The organism is Lichenibacterium minor (assembly GCF_004137685.1).
Taxonomy (GTDB): domain Bacteria; phylum Pseudomonadota; class Alphaproteobacteria; order Rhizobiales; family Beijerinckiaceae; genus Lichenihabitans; species Lichenihabitans minor.
In genome coordinates, this window is sequence record NZ_QYBB01000026.1 from 28,074 (window position 1) to 42,794 (window position 14,721).

The 14,721-nt window shown below is 71.0% G+C and carries 11 protein-coding genes; 4 read left to right on the plus strand and 7 right to left on the minus strand.

The window, feature by feature from the left end; all coding sequences use genetic code 11:
- Positions 1–168: 168 nt before the first annotated feature.
- Positions 169–3,771, minus strand: a complete 3,603-nt coding sequence (locus D3273_RS19045; protein ID WP_129228481.1) for a hydantoinase B/oxoprolinase family protein — start codon at positions 3,769–3,771, stop codon at positions 169–171.
- A gap of 148 nt (positions 3,772–3,919) precedes the next feature.
- Here D3273_RS19045 and D3273_RS19050 point away from each other — a divergent pair, with 148 nt between their 5' ends.
- The 4 genes from D3273_RS19050 (at position 3,920) to D3273_RS19065 (ending at position 7,987) form a co-directional block, all read left to right on the plus strand.
- Complete coding sequence (locus tag D3273_RS19050) at positions 3,920–4,453, plus strand: winged helix DNA-binding protein (RefSeq protein WP_129228482.1); 534 nt, start codon at positions 3,920–3,922, stop codon at positions 4,451–4,453.
- A 36-nt stretch (positions 4,454–4,489) separates the two neighbouring features.
- Positions 4,490–5,161 carry a DUF969 domain-containing protein gene (locus D3273_RS19055; RefSeq protein WP_129228483.1) on the plus strand — a complete coding sequence of 224 codons (672 nt, stop codon included), beginning with the start codon at positions 4,490–4,492 and terminating at the stop codon, positions 5,159–5,161.
- On the plus strand, positions 5,158–6,108 hold the full coding sequence (locus D3273_RS19060) for a DUF979 domain-containing protein (protein WP_129228484.1): 951 nt from the start codon (positions 5,158–5,160) through the stop codon (positions 6,106–6,108). The genes D3273_RS19055 and D3273_RS19060 overlap by 4 nt, the downstream gene beginning before the upstream one ends.
- A 130-nt stretch (positions 6,109–6,238) precedes the next feature.
- Entirely contained in the window at positions 6,239–7,987 is a 1,749-nt protein-coding gene (locus tag D3273_RS19065; protein ID WP_129228485.1) for a M14 family metallopeptidase, read from the plus strand.
- Positions 7,988–8,155: 168 nt separating this feature from the next.
- Here the strand turns inward: D3273_RS19065 and D3273_RS19070 are convergent, their stop codons facing one another.
- The 6 genes from D3273_RS19070 to D3273_RS19095 all read right to left on the minus strand — a co-directional run bounded on the left by D3273_RS19070 (position 8,156) and on the right by D3273_RS19095 (position 14,707).
- Positions 8,156–9,214 carry an alanine racemase gene (locus tag D3273_RS19070; protein WP_129228486.1) on the minus strand — a complete coding sequence of 353 codons (1,059 nt, stop codon included), beginning with the start codon at positions 9,212–9,214 and terminating at the stop codon, positions 8,156–8,158.
- An 11-nt stretch (positions 9,215–9,225) separates the two neighbouring features.
- Positions 9,226–10,839 carry an N-acyl-D-amino-acid deacylase family protein gene (locus D3273_RS19075; RefSeq protein ID WP_129228487.1) on the minus strand — a complete coding sequence of 538 codons (1,614 nt, stop codon included), beginning with the start codon at positions 10,837–10,839 and terminating at the stop codon, positions 9,226–9,228.
- Entirely contained in the window at positions 10,836–11,753 is a 918-nt protein-coding gene (locus tag D3273_RS19080) for an ABC transporter permease (protein WP_428977791.1), read from the minus strand. Before D3273_RS19080 ends, D3273_RS19075 begins: the two co-directional genes overlap by 4 nt.
- Positions 11,750–12,691 carry an ABC transporter permease gene (locus D3273_RS19085; protein ID WP_129228488.1) on the minus strand — a complete coding sequence of 314 codons (942 nt, stop codon included), beginning with the start codon at positions 12,689–12,691 and terminating at the stop codon, positions 11,750–11,752. Before D3273_RS19085 ends, D3273_RS19080 begins: the two co-directional genes overlap by 4 nt.
- A 14-nt stretch (positions 12,692–12,705) precedes the next feature.
- Positions 12,706–14,259, minus strand: a complete 1,554-nt coding sequence (locus D3273_RS19090) for an ABC transporter substrate-binding protein (protein ID WP_129228489.1) — start codon at positions 14,257–14,259, stop codon at positions 12,706–12,708.
- Positions 14,260–14,362: 103 nt separating this feature from the next.
- Positions 14,363–14,707, minus strand: coding sequence for a RidA family protein (locus tag D3273_RS19095; RefSeq protein ID WP_129228514.1), 345 nt, complete (start codon positions 14,705–14,707; stop codon positions 14,363–14,365).
- Between the last annotated feature and the right edge of the window lie 14 nt (positions 14,708–14,721).

Below are 14,721 nucleotides of genomic sequence, written 5' to 3' on the forward strand. Positions count from 1 at the left end.
GACTCCGTGGGAGGACACGACTCTGATGGCGGGTCGGGCCAGAGAAGACCTGCCGCGCTTCGATCGATCGGCGGCGGAATGCTCAAACGTTCGCGCACGCCGCCAGCGGTAGGCAGACTTCCCAGGCAGGGACGCCAGCTTATGCCGGCGAACCGCCAAACTGCACCTTCAGGGTCGACCGAAGCCGCCGGCGCCTGGCGTGGCGATGGCGAAGACGTCCCCGGAGGCGAGGTCGGCGCGCGAGCGGCCCGCCACGTCCTCGCGCGTCCCGTCCGCCCGCTCGACCCATTGCAGGCCGGGGGCGCCGTCCGCGCCACCGTCGAGACCGAAGGGCGCGACCGAGCGCCGGGACGACACGATCACGGCCGTCATCGGTTCGAGAAAGCGCAGCCGGCGTACCGCGCCGTCCCCGCCCCGGTGCCGGCCCGCGCCGCCCGAGCCGCGGCGGATGGAGAATTCTTCCAATCGGACAGGGTAGCGCAACTCCAGCACCTCGGGGTCGGTCATGCGGGTGTTGGTCATGTGCGTGTGCACAGCCGACTGACCGTCAAAGTCCGGTCCCGCCCCAGCGCCACCGCAGATCGTCTCGTAATATTGGCAGGTGGCGTCGCCGAACAGGAAGTTGTTCATGGTCCCCTGGCTGCAGGCGAGCGTCCCGAGGGCGCCGAACAGCGCGTTGCACACGGCCTGGCTCACCTCGGTGTTTCCCGCCACCACGGCAGCCCCGGGCCGTGGAGACAGGAACGTGCCCTCCGGGATCACGATGCGGATCGGCTTCAGGCAACCGTCGTTGAGCGGGATGTCGGCCCCGACGAGGCAGCGAAAGCAGTAGAGCACGACGGCGCGGACGACGGCGGGGGGCGCGTTGAAGTTGCCGGCGTCCTGCGGCGACGTGCCGGTGAAATCCACGGTCGCGGTGCGGGCGGCCCTGTCCACCGACACGTCGACGCTCAGGGTCGCGCCGTCGTCCATCCGGTAGGCGAAGCTGCCGCCCGCCAAGCGGTCGATTACGCGGCGGACGCCTTCCTCCGCATTGTCCATCACGTGACCCATGTAGGCCTGCACGGTTTCCCAGCCGTAGCGCTTCACCACGAGGCCGAGTTCGGTGACCCCCTTCTCGTTGGCGGCCACCTGCGCCTTGATGTCCGCGATGTTGACGTCGGGCGAGCGGGCCGGATGGCGGGCAGAGGCCAGCAAGGCGCGGAACGCGTCCTCGCGGAACTCTCCCTCGGAACACAGCAGGAAGTCGTCGATGACGACGCCCTCGTCTTCCAACGTTCGCGACTCGGGCGGGGTGGAGCCGGGCGTGAGCCCGCCGACGTCGGCATGATGCCCACGTGAGCCGACAAAGAAACGGACGTCCCGCCCGTCGGGGTCGAACACGGGGGTGATCACGGTGATGTCGGGCAGGTGCGTGCCGCCCGCGTAGGGGTCGTTCAGCGCCACGACGTCGCCGGGGCGCAGGCGTCCGCCCCGTTTGCGGAGCACCGTTTGCACGCTTTCGCCCATGGCGCCGAGGTGGACGGGCACGTGGGGCGCGTTCGCGACGAGGCCGCCCTCGGCGTCGAAGATCGCGCAGGAGAAGTCGAGCCGTTCCTTGATGTTGACGCTCTGCGAGGTGTTCTGCAGCACGAGCCCGGTCTGTTCGGCGACATGCATGAAGAGGTTGTTGAAAACTTCGAGCAGCACCGGGTCGGCGGCCTCGGCGCCGGCCACCGCCTGCGCGGCGCGGGGCGATGTGCGGTTCAGGACGACGTGGCCGAGCCTCGTCGTCTCCGCTGTCCAACCCGGCTCCACCACGATGGTGCCGATGCTTTCAAGCACGAGCGCCGGCCCCGCGATCCGGTCGCCGGCGAGCAACGCGCCTCGATCGAACACCGGCGCCCGCCAAGCCCGCCCGGCCGTCCACAGGTCGACCTCGTCGACCGGTGCGAGCGGAGCGCCGGAGCGGACCGGCAGTTCCGCTTCGCTGACGGCCTCTCCCGCCGAGGTCGCCTCGACCGCGACGGTGTCGGCCACGAGGTCGCGGCCCGGCGTGGCGAAGCCGAAGCGCGAGCGGTGGGCGCGGGTGAAAGCGTCCACCATGTCGTCGAAGGGGGCGAGGGCGATCGGCAAGGCCGCTTCCGTGCCGGCATAGCGCAGGTGCACGGAGGTGGAGGTGACGATGTCGTCCTGCCGCGCGCCCTGAGCGACGAGGGAGGATACCGCCTCGTCCCCGAGCCGGACGGCCTCGCGTCGCAGCATGGGCAGGACGTCGCCGGTGAAGGGGAACTCGACGGAGCGCTCGCGCAGCACCGTCTGGTCGGCGAGGCCCATGCCGTAGGCCGACAGCACGCCCGCGAAGGGATGGAGCAGCACGCGATCCATGCCGAGTTCATCGGCCACCTGGCAGGCGTGTTGCCCACCGGCGCCGCCGAAGCACTGCAGGGCGAAGCGCGACAGGTCGTGCCCCTTCCGGGTCGACACCTGTTTGACCGCCGATGCCATGTTGGCGACGGCGATGCGCACGAAGCCTTCGGCGACCTCGCGGGGATCCGGGTCGCGGCCGCTCGCCGCACCCACTTTTTCGGCCAGCGCGGCGAAGCGGGTGCTCACGACCTCGGCGTCGAGCGGCAGGTCGCCGTTCTGCCCGAAGATGGCCGGGAAGTGCCGCGGCTGGATCTTGCCGAGGCAGATGTTGGCGTCGGTGACGGTGAGCGGGCCGCCGCGACGGTAGGCGGAGGGGCCGGGGTTGGCACCGGCGCTGTCCGGGCCGACGCGGAAACGCGCGCCGTCGAAGTGCAGCACCGAGCCGCCCCCCGCCGCCACCGTGTTGATGTCCATCATGGGCGCCCGGACGCGCACCCCCGCCACCTCGGTCTCGAAGCTTCGCTCGTAGGCGCCGGCGTAGAGCGCCACGTCGGTCGAGGTGCCGCCCATGTCGAAGCCGACCACGTGGTCGATGCCGGCCATGGCGGCCGTGCGGGCCGCGCCGACGATGCCCCCCGCCGGGCCGGACAGGATGGCGTCCTTGCCGCCGAAGGCGCGGGCCTCGGCGAGGCCGCCGTGCGACTGCATGAAGTAGAGGCGCGTGTCGCCGAGTTCCGAGGCGACCTGCTCGACGTAGCGGCGCAGGATGGGCGACAGGTAAGCGTCCACCACCGCCGTGTCGGCGCGAGGGACGAGGCGCAGGAGCGGGCTGACCTCGTGGCTCGCCGACACCTGGGCGAAGCCGGCCTCGCGGGCGATGGCGACGAGCCTCCGCTCGTGCTCCGGGTGGCGCCAGCTGTGGATCAGGGCGATCGCGCAGGACGAGATGCCGTCGGCGACGGCGCGCGCGAAGGCGTCCCGGGCCCCATCCTCGTCGAGCGGCTCGACCTCGTCACCGCCGACGCCGACGCGGCCTGAAACTTCCACCACGCGCTCGTGGAGCAGGGTCGACAGCCGGATGTCGAGGTCGAACAGGCGCGGCCGGCTCTGCGGCCCGATGCGCAGCGCATCGGCGAAGCCGCGGTTGACGACGAGCAGCGTGCGCTCGCCCTTGCGCTCCAGCAGGGCGTTGGTGGCCACCGTCGTGCCCATCCGCACCGCGTCGATCGTGCCGGGAGGGATGGGCGCGCCCGGGGTCAGCCCGAGCACCCGACGAATGCCCGCGACCGCCGCGTCTCGGTAGCGCTCGGGGTTCTCGCTCAGGAGCTTGTGGGTGGACAGCGCGCCGTCCGGCGCCCGTGCGACCACGTCGGTGAAGGTACCGCCCCGGTCGATCCAGAACTGCCAAGCAGACTCACCCATCGACACGCTCCCACGTCGTTTCAGTGCCGGAAGGGGAGACGCCCGTTTCCGGCGCGCCACGTCAACAAAACATCGATGAATCGTCAATCAAATGTTGGCACTGCCTTTGCGTGTCGGCTACGATCCATCGCAATGACGGAGGGCACGCATGTCCAAGAAGCCGACCGCCGCCGCCGAAGTCGCGCCGCTGCTCGTCTCGTCGGCGCATCTGGCGAGCGGGAGCCTTCCGGCGCTGTCGGAGGTCGAGTTCAGCGTCACGCTGTTCGTCGCGGCCTACCATCGCTGGATGGCCCGCTGCATGGCGGCCGCCGGAATGTCGCAGCTTTCCCCGACCGACGTCCTGATCCTGCACACCGTCAGACATCGGGACCGGCCCAAGCGCCTCGCCGACATCGCCCTCGTGCTCGACATCGAGGAGACACACCTCGCGACCTACTCGGTGCGCAAACTCGAGGGTCTCGGCCTCGTCGCGACCAGGCGTAGCGGCAAGGAGAAGGTGGTCTCGATCACGCAAACCGGCATCGACCTGTGCGCCCGCTACGGCGAGGTCCGCGAAGCCATCCTCGTCGAGGCCGTCAAGGCCACCACCGCGTCCGAGGCCGACCTGTCGAGGGTCGCGGCCCTGCTCCGGCAGCTTTCGGGAACTTACGGACAGGCGGCCAGGGCCGCCGCCACCGTCTGAACCGCACCCCACCGGCCCGTTCGGGAGAACCGCCGCATGCTCGTCTTATCCGGTGTCCTCGTCATCATCGTCGGGTTCCTCATAGGGCTGAACCCGCTGCTCGTCGTGACCGTCGCGGGCCTCGTGACCGGCCTCGCCGCCGGCCTCGACCCGATCGCGATCCTGTCCGCCTTCGGCAAGGCCTTCGTGGCCAACCGCTTCGTCGGCATCGTGTGGCTCGTGCTGCCGGTGATCGGCGTGCTGGAGCACACCGGCCTGCGCGAGCGCGCACAAGCGCTGATCGGACGGATGCACGCCGCCACGGCGGGCCGCCTGCTCCTGGCCTACCTGCTGGTGCGCCAATCCACCGCCGCTTTAGGCCTGACCTCGCTCGGCGGCCAGGCCCAGATGGTGCGCCCGCTGATCGCCCCCATGGCGGAAGCAGCCGAGGAACGGCACGGCCCCCTGCCGGAGGACACCGCACACCTCATCCGCGCCCATGCGGCGGCGGTCGACAACATCGGGGTGTTCTTCGGCGAGGACATCTTCATCGCCATCGGCTCGCTGCTGCTGATCAAGGCCGTGCTGGCCGACAACGGCATCCAGGTGCAGCCGCTCGACCTGTCGGTCTGGGCCATCCCGACCGCGGTCTTCGCCTTCCTGGTGCACGGCGCGCGTCTGATGCTGCTCGACCGTCGCCTCGCCCGTTGCAGGGGGAAACAAGCGTGATCGGCCTCGAATCCGTCTACATCCTGACCGGCCTGATGTTCGGGGCCTACGCGCTCCAGCACCTGTTCGACCGCTCCAACCCTCGGCGGTGGCGCAGCGCGTCCTTCTGGGGCGCCTATGCGGTGACGTTCATCGCCGGCTCCTACCTGCCCGACGTCGTGAACGGCATTCTGGTGCTCGCCATGGTGATCCTGGCAGGCTTCGGAGGCCTGAAGCCGGGCGCCACGCGGACCTCGACGCCCGAACAGCGGCTCGACGGGTCGAGGCGCTTCGGCAACCTGCTGTTCGTCCCGGCGCTGGTCATCCCCGCCGTGACGGTCATCGGCACGTTGGCGCTGAAGGGCGTCATCGTGGCGGGACGGCCGCTGGTCGATCCCGCGCAGGTGACGCTGATCTCGCTCGCCCTCGGCGTGCTGGCAGCCCTCGCGGTCGCCTTCGCCCTGCTGCGGCCGCCTGTCGGAACCCCGCTCCGGGAAGGACGCCGACTGATCGACGCGGTGAGCTGGGCCGCCGCGCTGCCCCAGATGCTGGCCGCGCTCGGGGCCGTCTTCGTCCTGTCGGGGGTGGGCAAGGTCGTCGCGAGTCTCGTGACCAGCACCGTACCCATGACGAGCGGCACCGCTGCGGTCGTCGCCTACGCGGTCGGCATGGCGCTGTTCACGATCGTCATGGGCAACGCTTTCGCGGCCTTCCCGGTGATGACGGCGGGCGTCGGCCTGCCGCTGATCGTGCACCAGTTCGGCGGCAACCCGGTCACCATGTCGGCGCTCGGCATGCTGTCGGGATTCTGCGGCACGCTGATGACGCCGATGGCGGCCAACTTCAACATCGTGCCGGTCGCGCTGCTGGAGTTGCCCGACCGCTGGGCGGTCATCAAGGTGCAGGCCCTGACGGGCGTGCTGATCCTGGCCTTCAACATCGTCCTCATGACCTACGTCGTGTTCTGAGCGCCTCCCGGCGGCTTGCCCGGCCGTGAGGCATCCGACAGCCCCACGCCGGCCTCCCGTCCATCGTGCTCAAGCTCGCCCCCCTCGACGACGACCCGAGGGACGATCCCGACATCGGAAGAACCGCGCGATGACGCTCATCCTCGACAAGCGCTTCCCCCGCACGCTGGACGCGCTCCTGCTCCGCTTCTGCCGGGACGAGGCGCGCGGCACCGAACTCCAGGCCTGGACCTTCGACGACGCGCCCGCCCGCCGCGCCGCCGAGGCACGCCTCGCCGGGTTCGGCATCAGGGCGCGGCTGCGCAGCGCCTACAAGCCGCTCCTGCATGCCTTCCTCGAAGAGGTCGACCGGGACGGGTTGGCGAGCGTGCGGGTGCGCTATCCCGTTCATCCGGCGGCGGTCGCGCCGAACCGCTTCCGCCTGGAAACCTATCCGCTCGCCGCCCTGGTCGCGGACGCCGAGATCGCCTTCGAGCCTGTCGCGACCGCGGTTCTCTCCTATCACGTCGATCTCGCCTGGAAGGACGGGCGGCGACGGGAACTCGATGTGTTCGCGCCGAACCGGCTCCACGCCGATGCGGTCGACGAGCCCGTCCTGTCGCCCACCGGCTGGCTCCGCGTGGGAGCGGGCGCGCCGGAGGACGGCGACAGGCTCGAGACGGACTTCGAGGCGGTCTTTGCCGCCGCGGTCGAAGCCGTGGGCGCGCAGGGCTGGCACGGGAACGGCCCGTTCTTCGGCGAGTTGAGCCTTTCGGCGACGCTGCCCTTCGCCGAGCAGCGGCTCCCCGTCGGCGAAGAAACACTGAGCCTGCTGGAAGCGCTGCACGAGGACCTATACTTCACGCTGCTTGAGGTCTTCGGCGCCGAGGCGGGGCTGGAACGGGGCGCGCGCGGCATGCGTCCCGGGCAGATCGTGCCCGACATCCGCCACGCGCCGGGCGATTCCCACCTGCGCATCGAGACGCGGCCGTTGTCGGTCGAGGAGCTCGAGGGGTGGGACGGCGCGGTCGAGGAAGCGCAGGCGCCGCTCTCGGCCGCTGCCGTCCACCGGGCGTTGGAGGCCATCGGCGGCGAGGCCTTCGAAGCGCGCTCTCTCGCCGGGCGCCCCGTTTCAGCCCGCCACCGGCGCGGGCGAGATCGCGGGATGATGATCTCGGGCGGTCAGCACGCGAACGAGCCGAGCGGCATCGTCGGCGCGCTGCGGGCGGGGGCCCTGCTCGCTGGACGGAGCGAGGCTCATTTCACGCTCTCGCCCCTGGAAAACCCGGACGGGCAGGCGCTGCACCTGCGCCTGTGCCGGAGCAACCCGTCGCACATGCACCACGCCGCCCGCTACACGGCGCTCGGCGATGACCTGGAATACCGGCCCGACGACGATCCCGGCGAGCGGGCCGTCCGCGTGGAGGCCATGCGGCGGACGAAGGCGCTCCTTCACGTCAATCTCCACGGCTATCCGGCGCACGAGTGGACGCGGCCGCTGTCGGGCTACGTGCCGCACGGCTTCGCCCTGTGGACCCTGCCGAAGGGCTTTTTCCTCATCCTGCGCTACCATGTCGGCTGGGAGGGCCGAGCCCGCGATCTGGTCGAGCGCGTGACCAGGCGCCTCGCCCGCGTGCCAAACCTCCTGTCCTTCACCGAGCGGCAGCTCTCGCTCTACCGTGCGCAGTCCGGCGAGCCCGGCTTCGAGGCGGTCAACGGCTTTCCCTGCCTGTTCACCGTCGACGAAAGGCAGGCAGTGCCTTTGACCCTGATCACCGAATACCCTGACGAAACCATTCAGGGCGAGCCATTCCAGGCGGCTCATCGAGCCCAGATGGAAACGGTTCTGGCCGCCTACGACGCCCTTCAAGAGATGGCCGGCCTCGATTGCACGCTGTGAGTAGTGCCGGCTCGCTCGCAGGAACTCCCGATGGGGCTGTCAGACGTTTGCAATCGTGACCGAAGAAATCCGAAGCAGCTGTTCCGCTTCCCGACCGTTTTCAACGTCGGCCCGGCAGGTCGGAACACGACGGCGACAGGCGCCGACAGGGGCGCGACATCCGTCCCGTCACGTCGTCCGCCCCCGTGCGGCGATCGGTACGGCGCCCACCACGCGACCGTTCCGCGCTGTCGCGACGGCATCATGCAGATTCGAAACGACGCAGACGTGATTTGGGAGGATACGCAGTCGCTCGCCGAGGGCAGGCTTCCGCGCAGACCCCGACAGGTCCACGGTGCCGTGCTCCTCGTTGAGCCGGACGATGACGGCATCAGGATAGTCCAGAAGTAGCCCGTAGCCACGGCCCGCTTCCGGCGCCAGGAGGTCGCTCGATAGGCTCTTCGAGCCTGCGTCGATGACAGCCCGGTCGGGCGTCGGGCGGCTCACCACGGTGGCGATCAGCTGGAGTGCGCAGTCGTCGAGCGCGGCCGCTCCGGCCGCGACCGTCGCGCGATCGTGGTACACATAGGTGCCCACCCTGAGCTCCGTCAGGCCCAGCGTCTCGTGCGCGGTCCAGGCCGTCGGCGTGCCGCCGCCCGACACGGTGCGGATCTCGATGCCGGCGAGCGCGAAGGCCGCGTGGCTTTCGGCGATGAAGCCCGCCGCGGCGGCTCCGAGCGGATAGGTCATCAGCCCGTCGAAGCGCAGGCCCGGGGGCGCGGCGGCCCGGCGCGCGAGGTCCAGCGCTTCCGCAACCGTGCCCACACCCACGCGGTTCGCGCCGCTCTCGAACTCGACGAGCACGCCGATCTCGGCACCCGAAGCCGCCGCTGCGGCCGCGGCCGTGTCGAGCGCCATCCCGCTGTCGACGGCGACGCTCATGCGTGCCCGCCGGGCCAGCCCCGCCAAGCGCAGCGCCTTGGCTGGGCCGATCAGCGGGTAGGAGATGAGGATATCGTCGAGGCCGGCGTCGGCCATCACCTCGGCCTCGCCGAGCTTCTGGCAGGTGATGCCGACGGCGCCGAGTTCCACCTGACGGCGCGCCAGATGCGGCAGCTTGTGGGTCTTGATGTGGGGCCGGAGCCTCAACCCGTGCCGGTCGCAATAGTCCTGCATGGCTTCGAGGTTGCGGTCGACCCGGTCGAGGTCGATCACGGGGACGGGCGTTTCGAGGTCGGCGATCTGCATGGGGCGGCTCCTCAGCCGGTGATGGAGGGGGGGCCGCAGAGCACGCGTCCCGGCAGCCGGCCCGTGACGGCGCCGTCCTCCACGACGGCCTCACCCGCCACCCAGACGTCGGTGATGCCGTGGGGCATCTGCACCGGGTCGGCGAAGGTGGCGCGGTCGATCGTGTCGTCGGCGAAGAGCACGAGGTCGGCCGCGAGGCCGGGGCGCAGCACCCCGCGGTCCGCGAGGCCGAAGCGCCCGGCCGGCATCGACGTCATGCGCCGCACGCCTTCTTCCAGGCCGAACCAGCCGTCGGCGCGGGCGAGCTTGCCGATCACGCGCGGAAAGGTGCCGTAGGCGCGGGGATGGGGCCGCGTGCCGGGCCGCGGCAGCCCGTCCGAGCCGAACATGTGGAGGCAATGGGTGCAGGCGGCGCGGAGGTCGGCCTCGTCGAGCTGGAACATCACGATGGCGGTCTGCCCGGCATCGTCCTCGACGAACCGCACCATGAGGTCGAAGGGGTCGAGGCCCGCCTCGGCCGCCGCGGCATCCATCCGCAGGCCTTCGAAGCGCTTCAGGCCGGGGGCGCCCACCCCCGAAACCAGCACGTTGGCCCAGCCGATGAGCGAGATCTTCGACTGCGCCGCGTGAGGGTCGGCGGGGCCGCGCTCCACCCAGTCGCGCAAGGCCGCCCGCTCCGCTGGATCGTGCAGGCGGGCCAGGAGCGGCGCGAGCCCGCCGGCCTGAGCTTCCGGCGGCAGCAGTTGCAGCATGTAGGAGCTGCCCGCCGGATAAGGGTACATGTCGAAAGACACGTCGAGCCCCTCGGCGCGCGCCGCTTCCAGGCGTGCGATCGCCTTCGGCACGCCGCCCCAGTTGGGGCGCCCGGCCGACTGCAGGTGGCTCAGCAGGCCCGCGGCGCCGGACGCGCGCAGCAGGCCCAGGAACTCGTCCACGGCGCCGACCAGACCCGCCTCATAGGAGCGGACATGGGCGGCGAGCACGCGGCCGTGCCGCCGGACGGTTTCGGCTAGCGCCGTCATCTCGGGCGCCTCCGCATAGGCGCTCGGCGGGTAGACGAGCCCGAGCGACAGGCCGGCGGCACCGGCGGCGAGCTGGGCGTCGAGCAGCGCCACCATGGCGGCGACCTCGGCCGGTGTCGCGGGCCGGTCGTCGTATCCCATGGCGGCGAGGCGCAGGGCAGCGTGGCCGACGAGAGACACGAGGTTCGGGCCGATGCCGCGCCCGTGCAGGGTGGACCGGTAGGCGTCGAGGCTGTCGAAGACCTCGTCGGGCGCGGTTTCGCCGAGCAGGCCCGAGAAGTGGAGGCGCAGCGCCTCGGCCGAGGCGGGCCGCGCCGGATAGAGCGAGAAGGAGCAGTTGCCCACCACGACCGTGGTCACGCCCTGCAGCACTTTCTCGGGCCGCGTCGGCTCGCGCAGGAAGGCCGCGTCGTCGTGGCAATGCGCGTCGATGAAGCCGGGCGCGAGATAACGGTCCCCGGCCTCGACCACCCGCGCGCCTGCCACCGGCAGGTCGGGACCGACGGCGGCGATGCGCCCCGCGGCGATCCGCACGTCGGCGCGGAACCAGGGTGCGCCGGTGCCGTCGATGACGCGGGCGCGGCGGATCAGGCTCTCGGTCACATCAGCCTCTGCAGCTTGGGGTCGAGGGCGTCGCGCAGCCCGTCGCCGAGGATCTGCAGCGACAGAACCGTGAGCACGATGGCGGCGCCGGGCACGAAGATGAGCCAGTCGGCGCGGCCCATGTAGGCCTGCGCGCCCGCCATCATGTTGCCCCAGGTGGGCGTGGTGGGCGGGACGCCGGTGCCGAGAAAGGACAGCGCCGCCTCGGTCAGGATGGCGTAACCGAAGATGAACGTCCCCTGCACGATCAGCGCCGACGTCAGGTTCGGCAGGAGGTGGGTCGCCATGATGCGGGGCGTGGAAGCGCCCATCGACCGGGCCGCCTCGATGAAGGGCAGTTCGCGCAGCACCAGCGTGGCGCCGCGCACGATGCGGGCGACGCGCGGCGTGTACACGATGCCGAGCGCCAGAACGACGTCGAAGAGCGAGGGACCGAGCCCGGCCACGAGCGCGATGGCGAGCAGGATGTCGGGGAAGGCCATCAGGGCGTCGGTGAAGCGCATCAGCGCGGCGTCGAGGCGCCGCACGAAGCCGGCCGTGATCCCGATGGCGAGGCCGAGCGCGGTCGCCAGCATCACCACCAGGGCGCCGACGGCGAGGGACAGCCGGGCGCCGAACAGCAACCGGCTCAACACGTCGCGGCCGAAATCGTCGGAGCCGAGGAGGTGGCGGGCATCGGGGGCCGCGAGGCGGTGGGCGATGTCCATCCGCGACGGCGCATAGGGGGCGAGCGTCTGGGCGAAGGCGGCGGCCAGCACCACGAGCGCGAGGATCGCCATGGCACAGAGCGCGGTCGGGCGGCGCAGCAGGCGGCCGAGCAGCAGGCGGCGGGGGGATCGCGGGCGCGGCCCCGAAAGGACGGGCGGGTCGGCCGGCACCGCGGGCTCGACGCGCATCGAAGGATCGTCCGTCATGGGCGCACCCGCGGGTCGACGAGGGTGTAGAGGAGGTCGACGGCGAGGTTGATGAGCACGTAGAGGCCGGAGATCACCAGCAGCGCGCCCTGGATTACGGGATAATCGCGGCGCAGCACGGCCGACACGATGAGGTTGCCCACGCCCGGAAGGCCGAACACCGTTTCGGTCACGATCGCGCCGCCGATCAGCGTCGCGACCATCAGGCCGATCACGGTCAGCACCGGGATCAGGGCGTTGCGCAGCGCGTGGCGGGTGACGACGTGCCAGGGCCGCACGCCCTTGGCCCGCGCGGTGCGGACATAGTCCTCGCCCAGCACGTCGAGCATGCTGGTGCGGGTGAAGCGGATGATGAGGGCCGAGTTCGGCAGGCCGAGCGCCACCGCGGGCAGGACGAGGTGATAGACGTGGGCGCCGAGCCCGTCGCCGGGGTCGCCCCAGCCGGCGACCGGGAACCAGGCGTGACGCACGGCCAGCGCTTCGATCAGCGTCAGCCCCACCCAGAAGCTCGGCAGCGATGCGAAGAGCATCGCCCCCGCGGTGGCGACGTGGTCCGTGGGCCGGCCGCGCCGCACGGCCGAGATCACGCCCACCGGCACCCCGATCGCGATGGCGATGGCGGCCGACATGAGGGTGAGGAGGCTCGTCAATCCGGCCCGCTCGGCGATGGCCTGCGAGACCGGACGGTTCAGGAAGATCGACTGCCCGAGGTCCAGGCTGGCGATCTGCTTGCAGTACAGCAGGAACTGCACGAGCAGCGGCTGGTCGAGCCCGAGCCGCGTGCGCAGCGCCGCGACGTCGTCCGGCGTCGCCGCCGAGCCCAGCATCACGGATGCGGGGTCGCCGGGCACGACGCGGACGATCACGAACACGATGAGGGCGACCAGCACCATCACCACCAGGAGGCCCCCGGCGCGGCGCAGCAGGAAGGAGTGCACGGGCGCGCCCCGCTTCAGGCCGCGAGGCCGACGTTCCAGAAGAACGGCCAGGGCACCGTCGTATAGCCCGTCACGCGCGTCGACCGGGCCGCGAGATTGTAGAAGTCGCCGACCTTGATCGACGGCGCCTCGGCGTAGAACAGTGCCTGGATCGTCTTCCAGTCCGCGACGCGCTTCGCGGGATCGGTCTCGCCGTTGAAGGCGTCGAGTGCGGCATGCTTCGCCGGCGTGTCCCACCAGCCGGGGTAGCTCGGGTTCAGCACCGTGATCAGCGACGGCTCCGGCACGAAGGTGTGGTAGGTGAAGAAGGCGTCCCAGCTCTTCTCGTCGCCGCGGCGGCTGAGCAGCGTCGCCCAGTCGAGCACCTGAAGGTCGACCTCGAACCCGGCGTCCTGCAGGTTCTGCTGGGCCACGAGGCTCATCTTGTACAGGAAGTCGTATTGCTGCGACGTCATGATGCGGATGGGCTGCTTCTTGTAGCCCGCCTGCTTCAGGAGGTCGCCCGCCTTGGCCGGGTCGTTCAGGTTGTAGGCCGTGACACCCGCCTCGTCGTGATAGGGCGTGCCCTTGGGGTAAAGGGAGCCCTGGGCGTCGAAGAAGGCCGGGTCGCCGAAGCCGGCCGCCAGCATGTCCGAGCAGGACAGGGCCGCCTGGGCGGCGCGGCGCACGGTCGGGTCCGTCATCGGCCCGGCGCGCTCGTTGAAGATCATGAGCGGGAAGCCGAAGGGCTTCACCGTGATGGGGGCGACGGCGGCCTGCCCCTCGAAGCGCGGCAGCATCTCGGGTGCCAGCGAATCGGCGAACTGGTATTGGCCGGACAACATGCCGTCGACGCGGGTCGTCGGGTTCGGCACCGGCACGAAACGGATCTCGCCGACGATCGCGCGGCGCTCGCCCGCGTAGCCGCTCGGGGTGCCGGGCGGCGACGCGTAGCCGTCGAAGCGGGCGAGGCGGATATACTGATCGGGCTTGTGCTCCACGAAGCGGTAGGGGCCGGTGCCGACGGGGTCGCCCATCGCCGCCGCACTCGCCACTGCCTTCGGCAGGATGGCGGCGGCGCCGTTGTTCATCGCCAGCAGGGCGAGCAGCGGCGCATAGGGGCGGCTCAGCGTGATCGTGAGGCCGAGCGGCCCGTCGGCCGCGATCCCGGCGATGGACGGGGCCGCCTGCTTGCCGCGCGGCGACAGCTTCAGCCAGCGCTCCAGCGACGCCACGGCATCGTCCGACGTCATCGGGGTGCCGTCGTGGAAGCGGACGCCCGACCGCAGCCTGACGGCGTAGCGCCGGGCGTCGGGCGATACCGTCGGCAGGCCATCGGCCAGGAGCGGGCGGACCTGCCAGGCGTCGTCGAAGCAGAACAGCGTTTCGAAGACGTGTTGGGTGATGATGCTGACGAGGTCCGACGTCGCCACCGTGGGGTCGAGGGTGCCCGGCTCGCCGATCGTGGCCACCTGCAACACGCCGCCGGCGGGCGCCTGCGCCCAGGCGCGGCCGGCGGCCGCCAGGGTCGCCGCCCCGACGAGGCCGGTCCCGAATGCCCGGCGCGAAATCTCGGTCAGCCTTGTCATGGTGGTTTCCCCCAAGGTGTCGGTGTCGGTGTCGCGGGGCGACGCGGCCCCTGATGCGGCTCGGGACGGCTCGCGCCGTCGTCGAGCCGCCGTTTCGGCCGTGTCAGAGCACCGCCACGGCCGTCATCTCGACGCGGAGGTCGGGATCGGCGAGGCGGGCCTCGACGCAGGCGCGGGCCGGCGGGTTGGCCGGATCCAGCCAGGCATCGTAGACCTCGTTCATGGCGTCGAAGTCGGTGATGTGCGGCAGGAAGACGTTGACGGCGACGAGCTTCGCCCGCGTCGTCCCGGCTTCGGCCAGCAGGGCGTCGATCTTTGCCAGCACGTCGCGGGTCTGGCCCGCGATGCCGGCCTTGCGGTCGTCGGCGACCTGGCCCGCCACGAAGACGAAGCCGTTCGCCGACACCGCCTGCGACATGCGGCTGCCCGCCTGGTAACGCTGGATCATCATCTTCTGTCTCA

Excerpts from the sequence above, each read along its gene's own strand:
- D3273_RS19095 (WP_129228514.1), bottom strand. The coding sequence starts at position 14,707 with ATGATCCAGCGTTACCAGGCGGGCAGCCGCATGTCGCAGGCGGTGTCG.
- D3273_RS19045 (WP_129228481.1), bottom strand. The coding sequence starts at position 3,771 with ATGGGTGAGTCTGCTTGGCAGTTCTGGATCGACCGGGGCGGTACCTTC.
- D3273_RS19065 (WP_129228485.1), top strand. The coding sequence starts at position 6,239 with ATGACGCTCATCCTCGACAAGCGCTTCCCCCGCACGCTGGACGCGCTC.
- D3273_RS19050 (WP_129228482.1), top strand. The coding sequence starts at position 3,920 with ATGTCCAAGAAGCCGACCGCCGCCGCCGAAGTCGCGCCGCTGCTCGTC.
- D3273_RS19055 (WP_129228483.1), top strand. The coding sequence starts at position 4,490 with ATGCTCGTCTTATCCGGTGTCCTCGTCATCATCGTCGGGTTCCTCATA.
- D3273_RS19080 (WP_428977791.1), bottom strand. The coding sequence starts at position 11,753 with ATGACGGACGATCCTTCGATGCGCGTCGAGCCCGCGGTGCCGGCCGAC.
- D3273_RS19090 (WP_129228489.1), bottom strand. The coding sequence starts at position 14,259 with ATGACAAGGCTGACCGAGATTTCGCGCCGGGCATTCGGGACCGGCCTC.
- D3273_RS19070 (WP_129228486.1), bottom strand. The coding sequence starts at position 9,214 with ATGCAGATCGCCGACCTCGAAACGCCCGTCCCCGTGATCGACCTCGAC.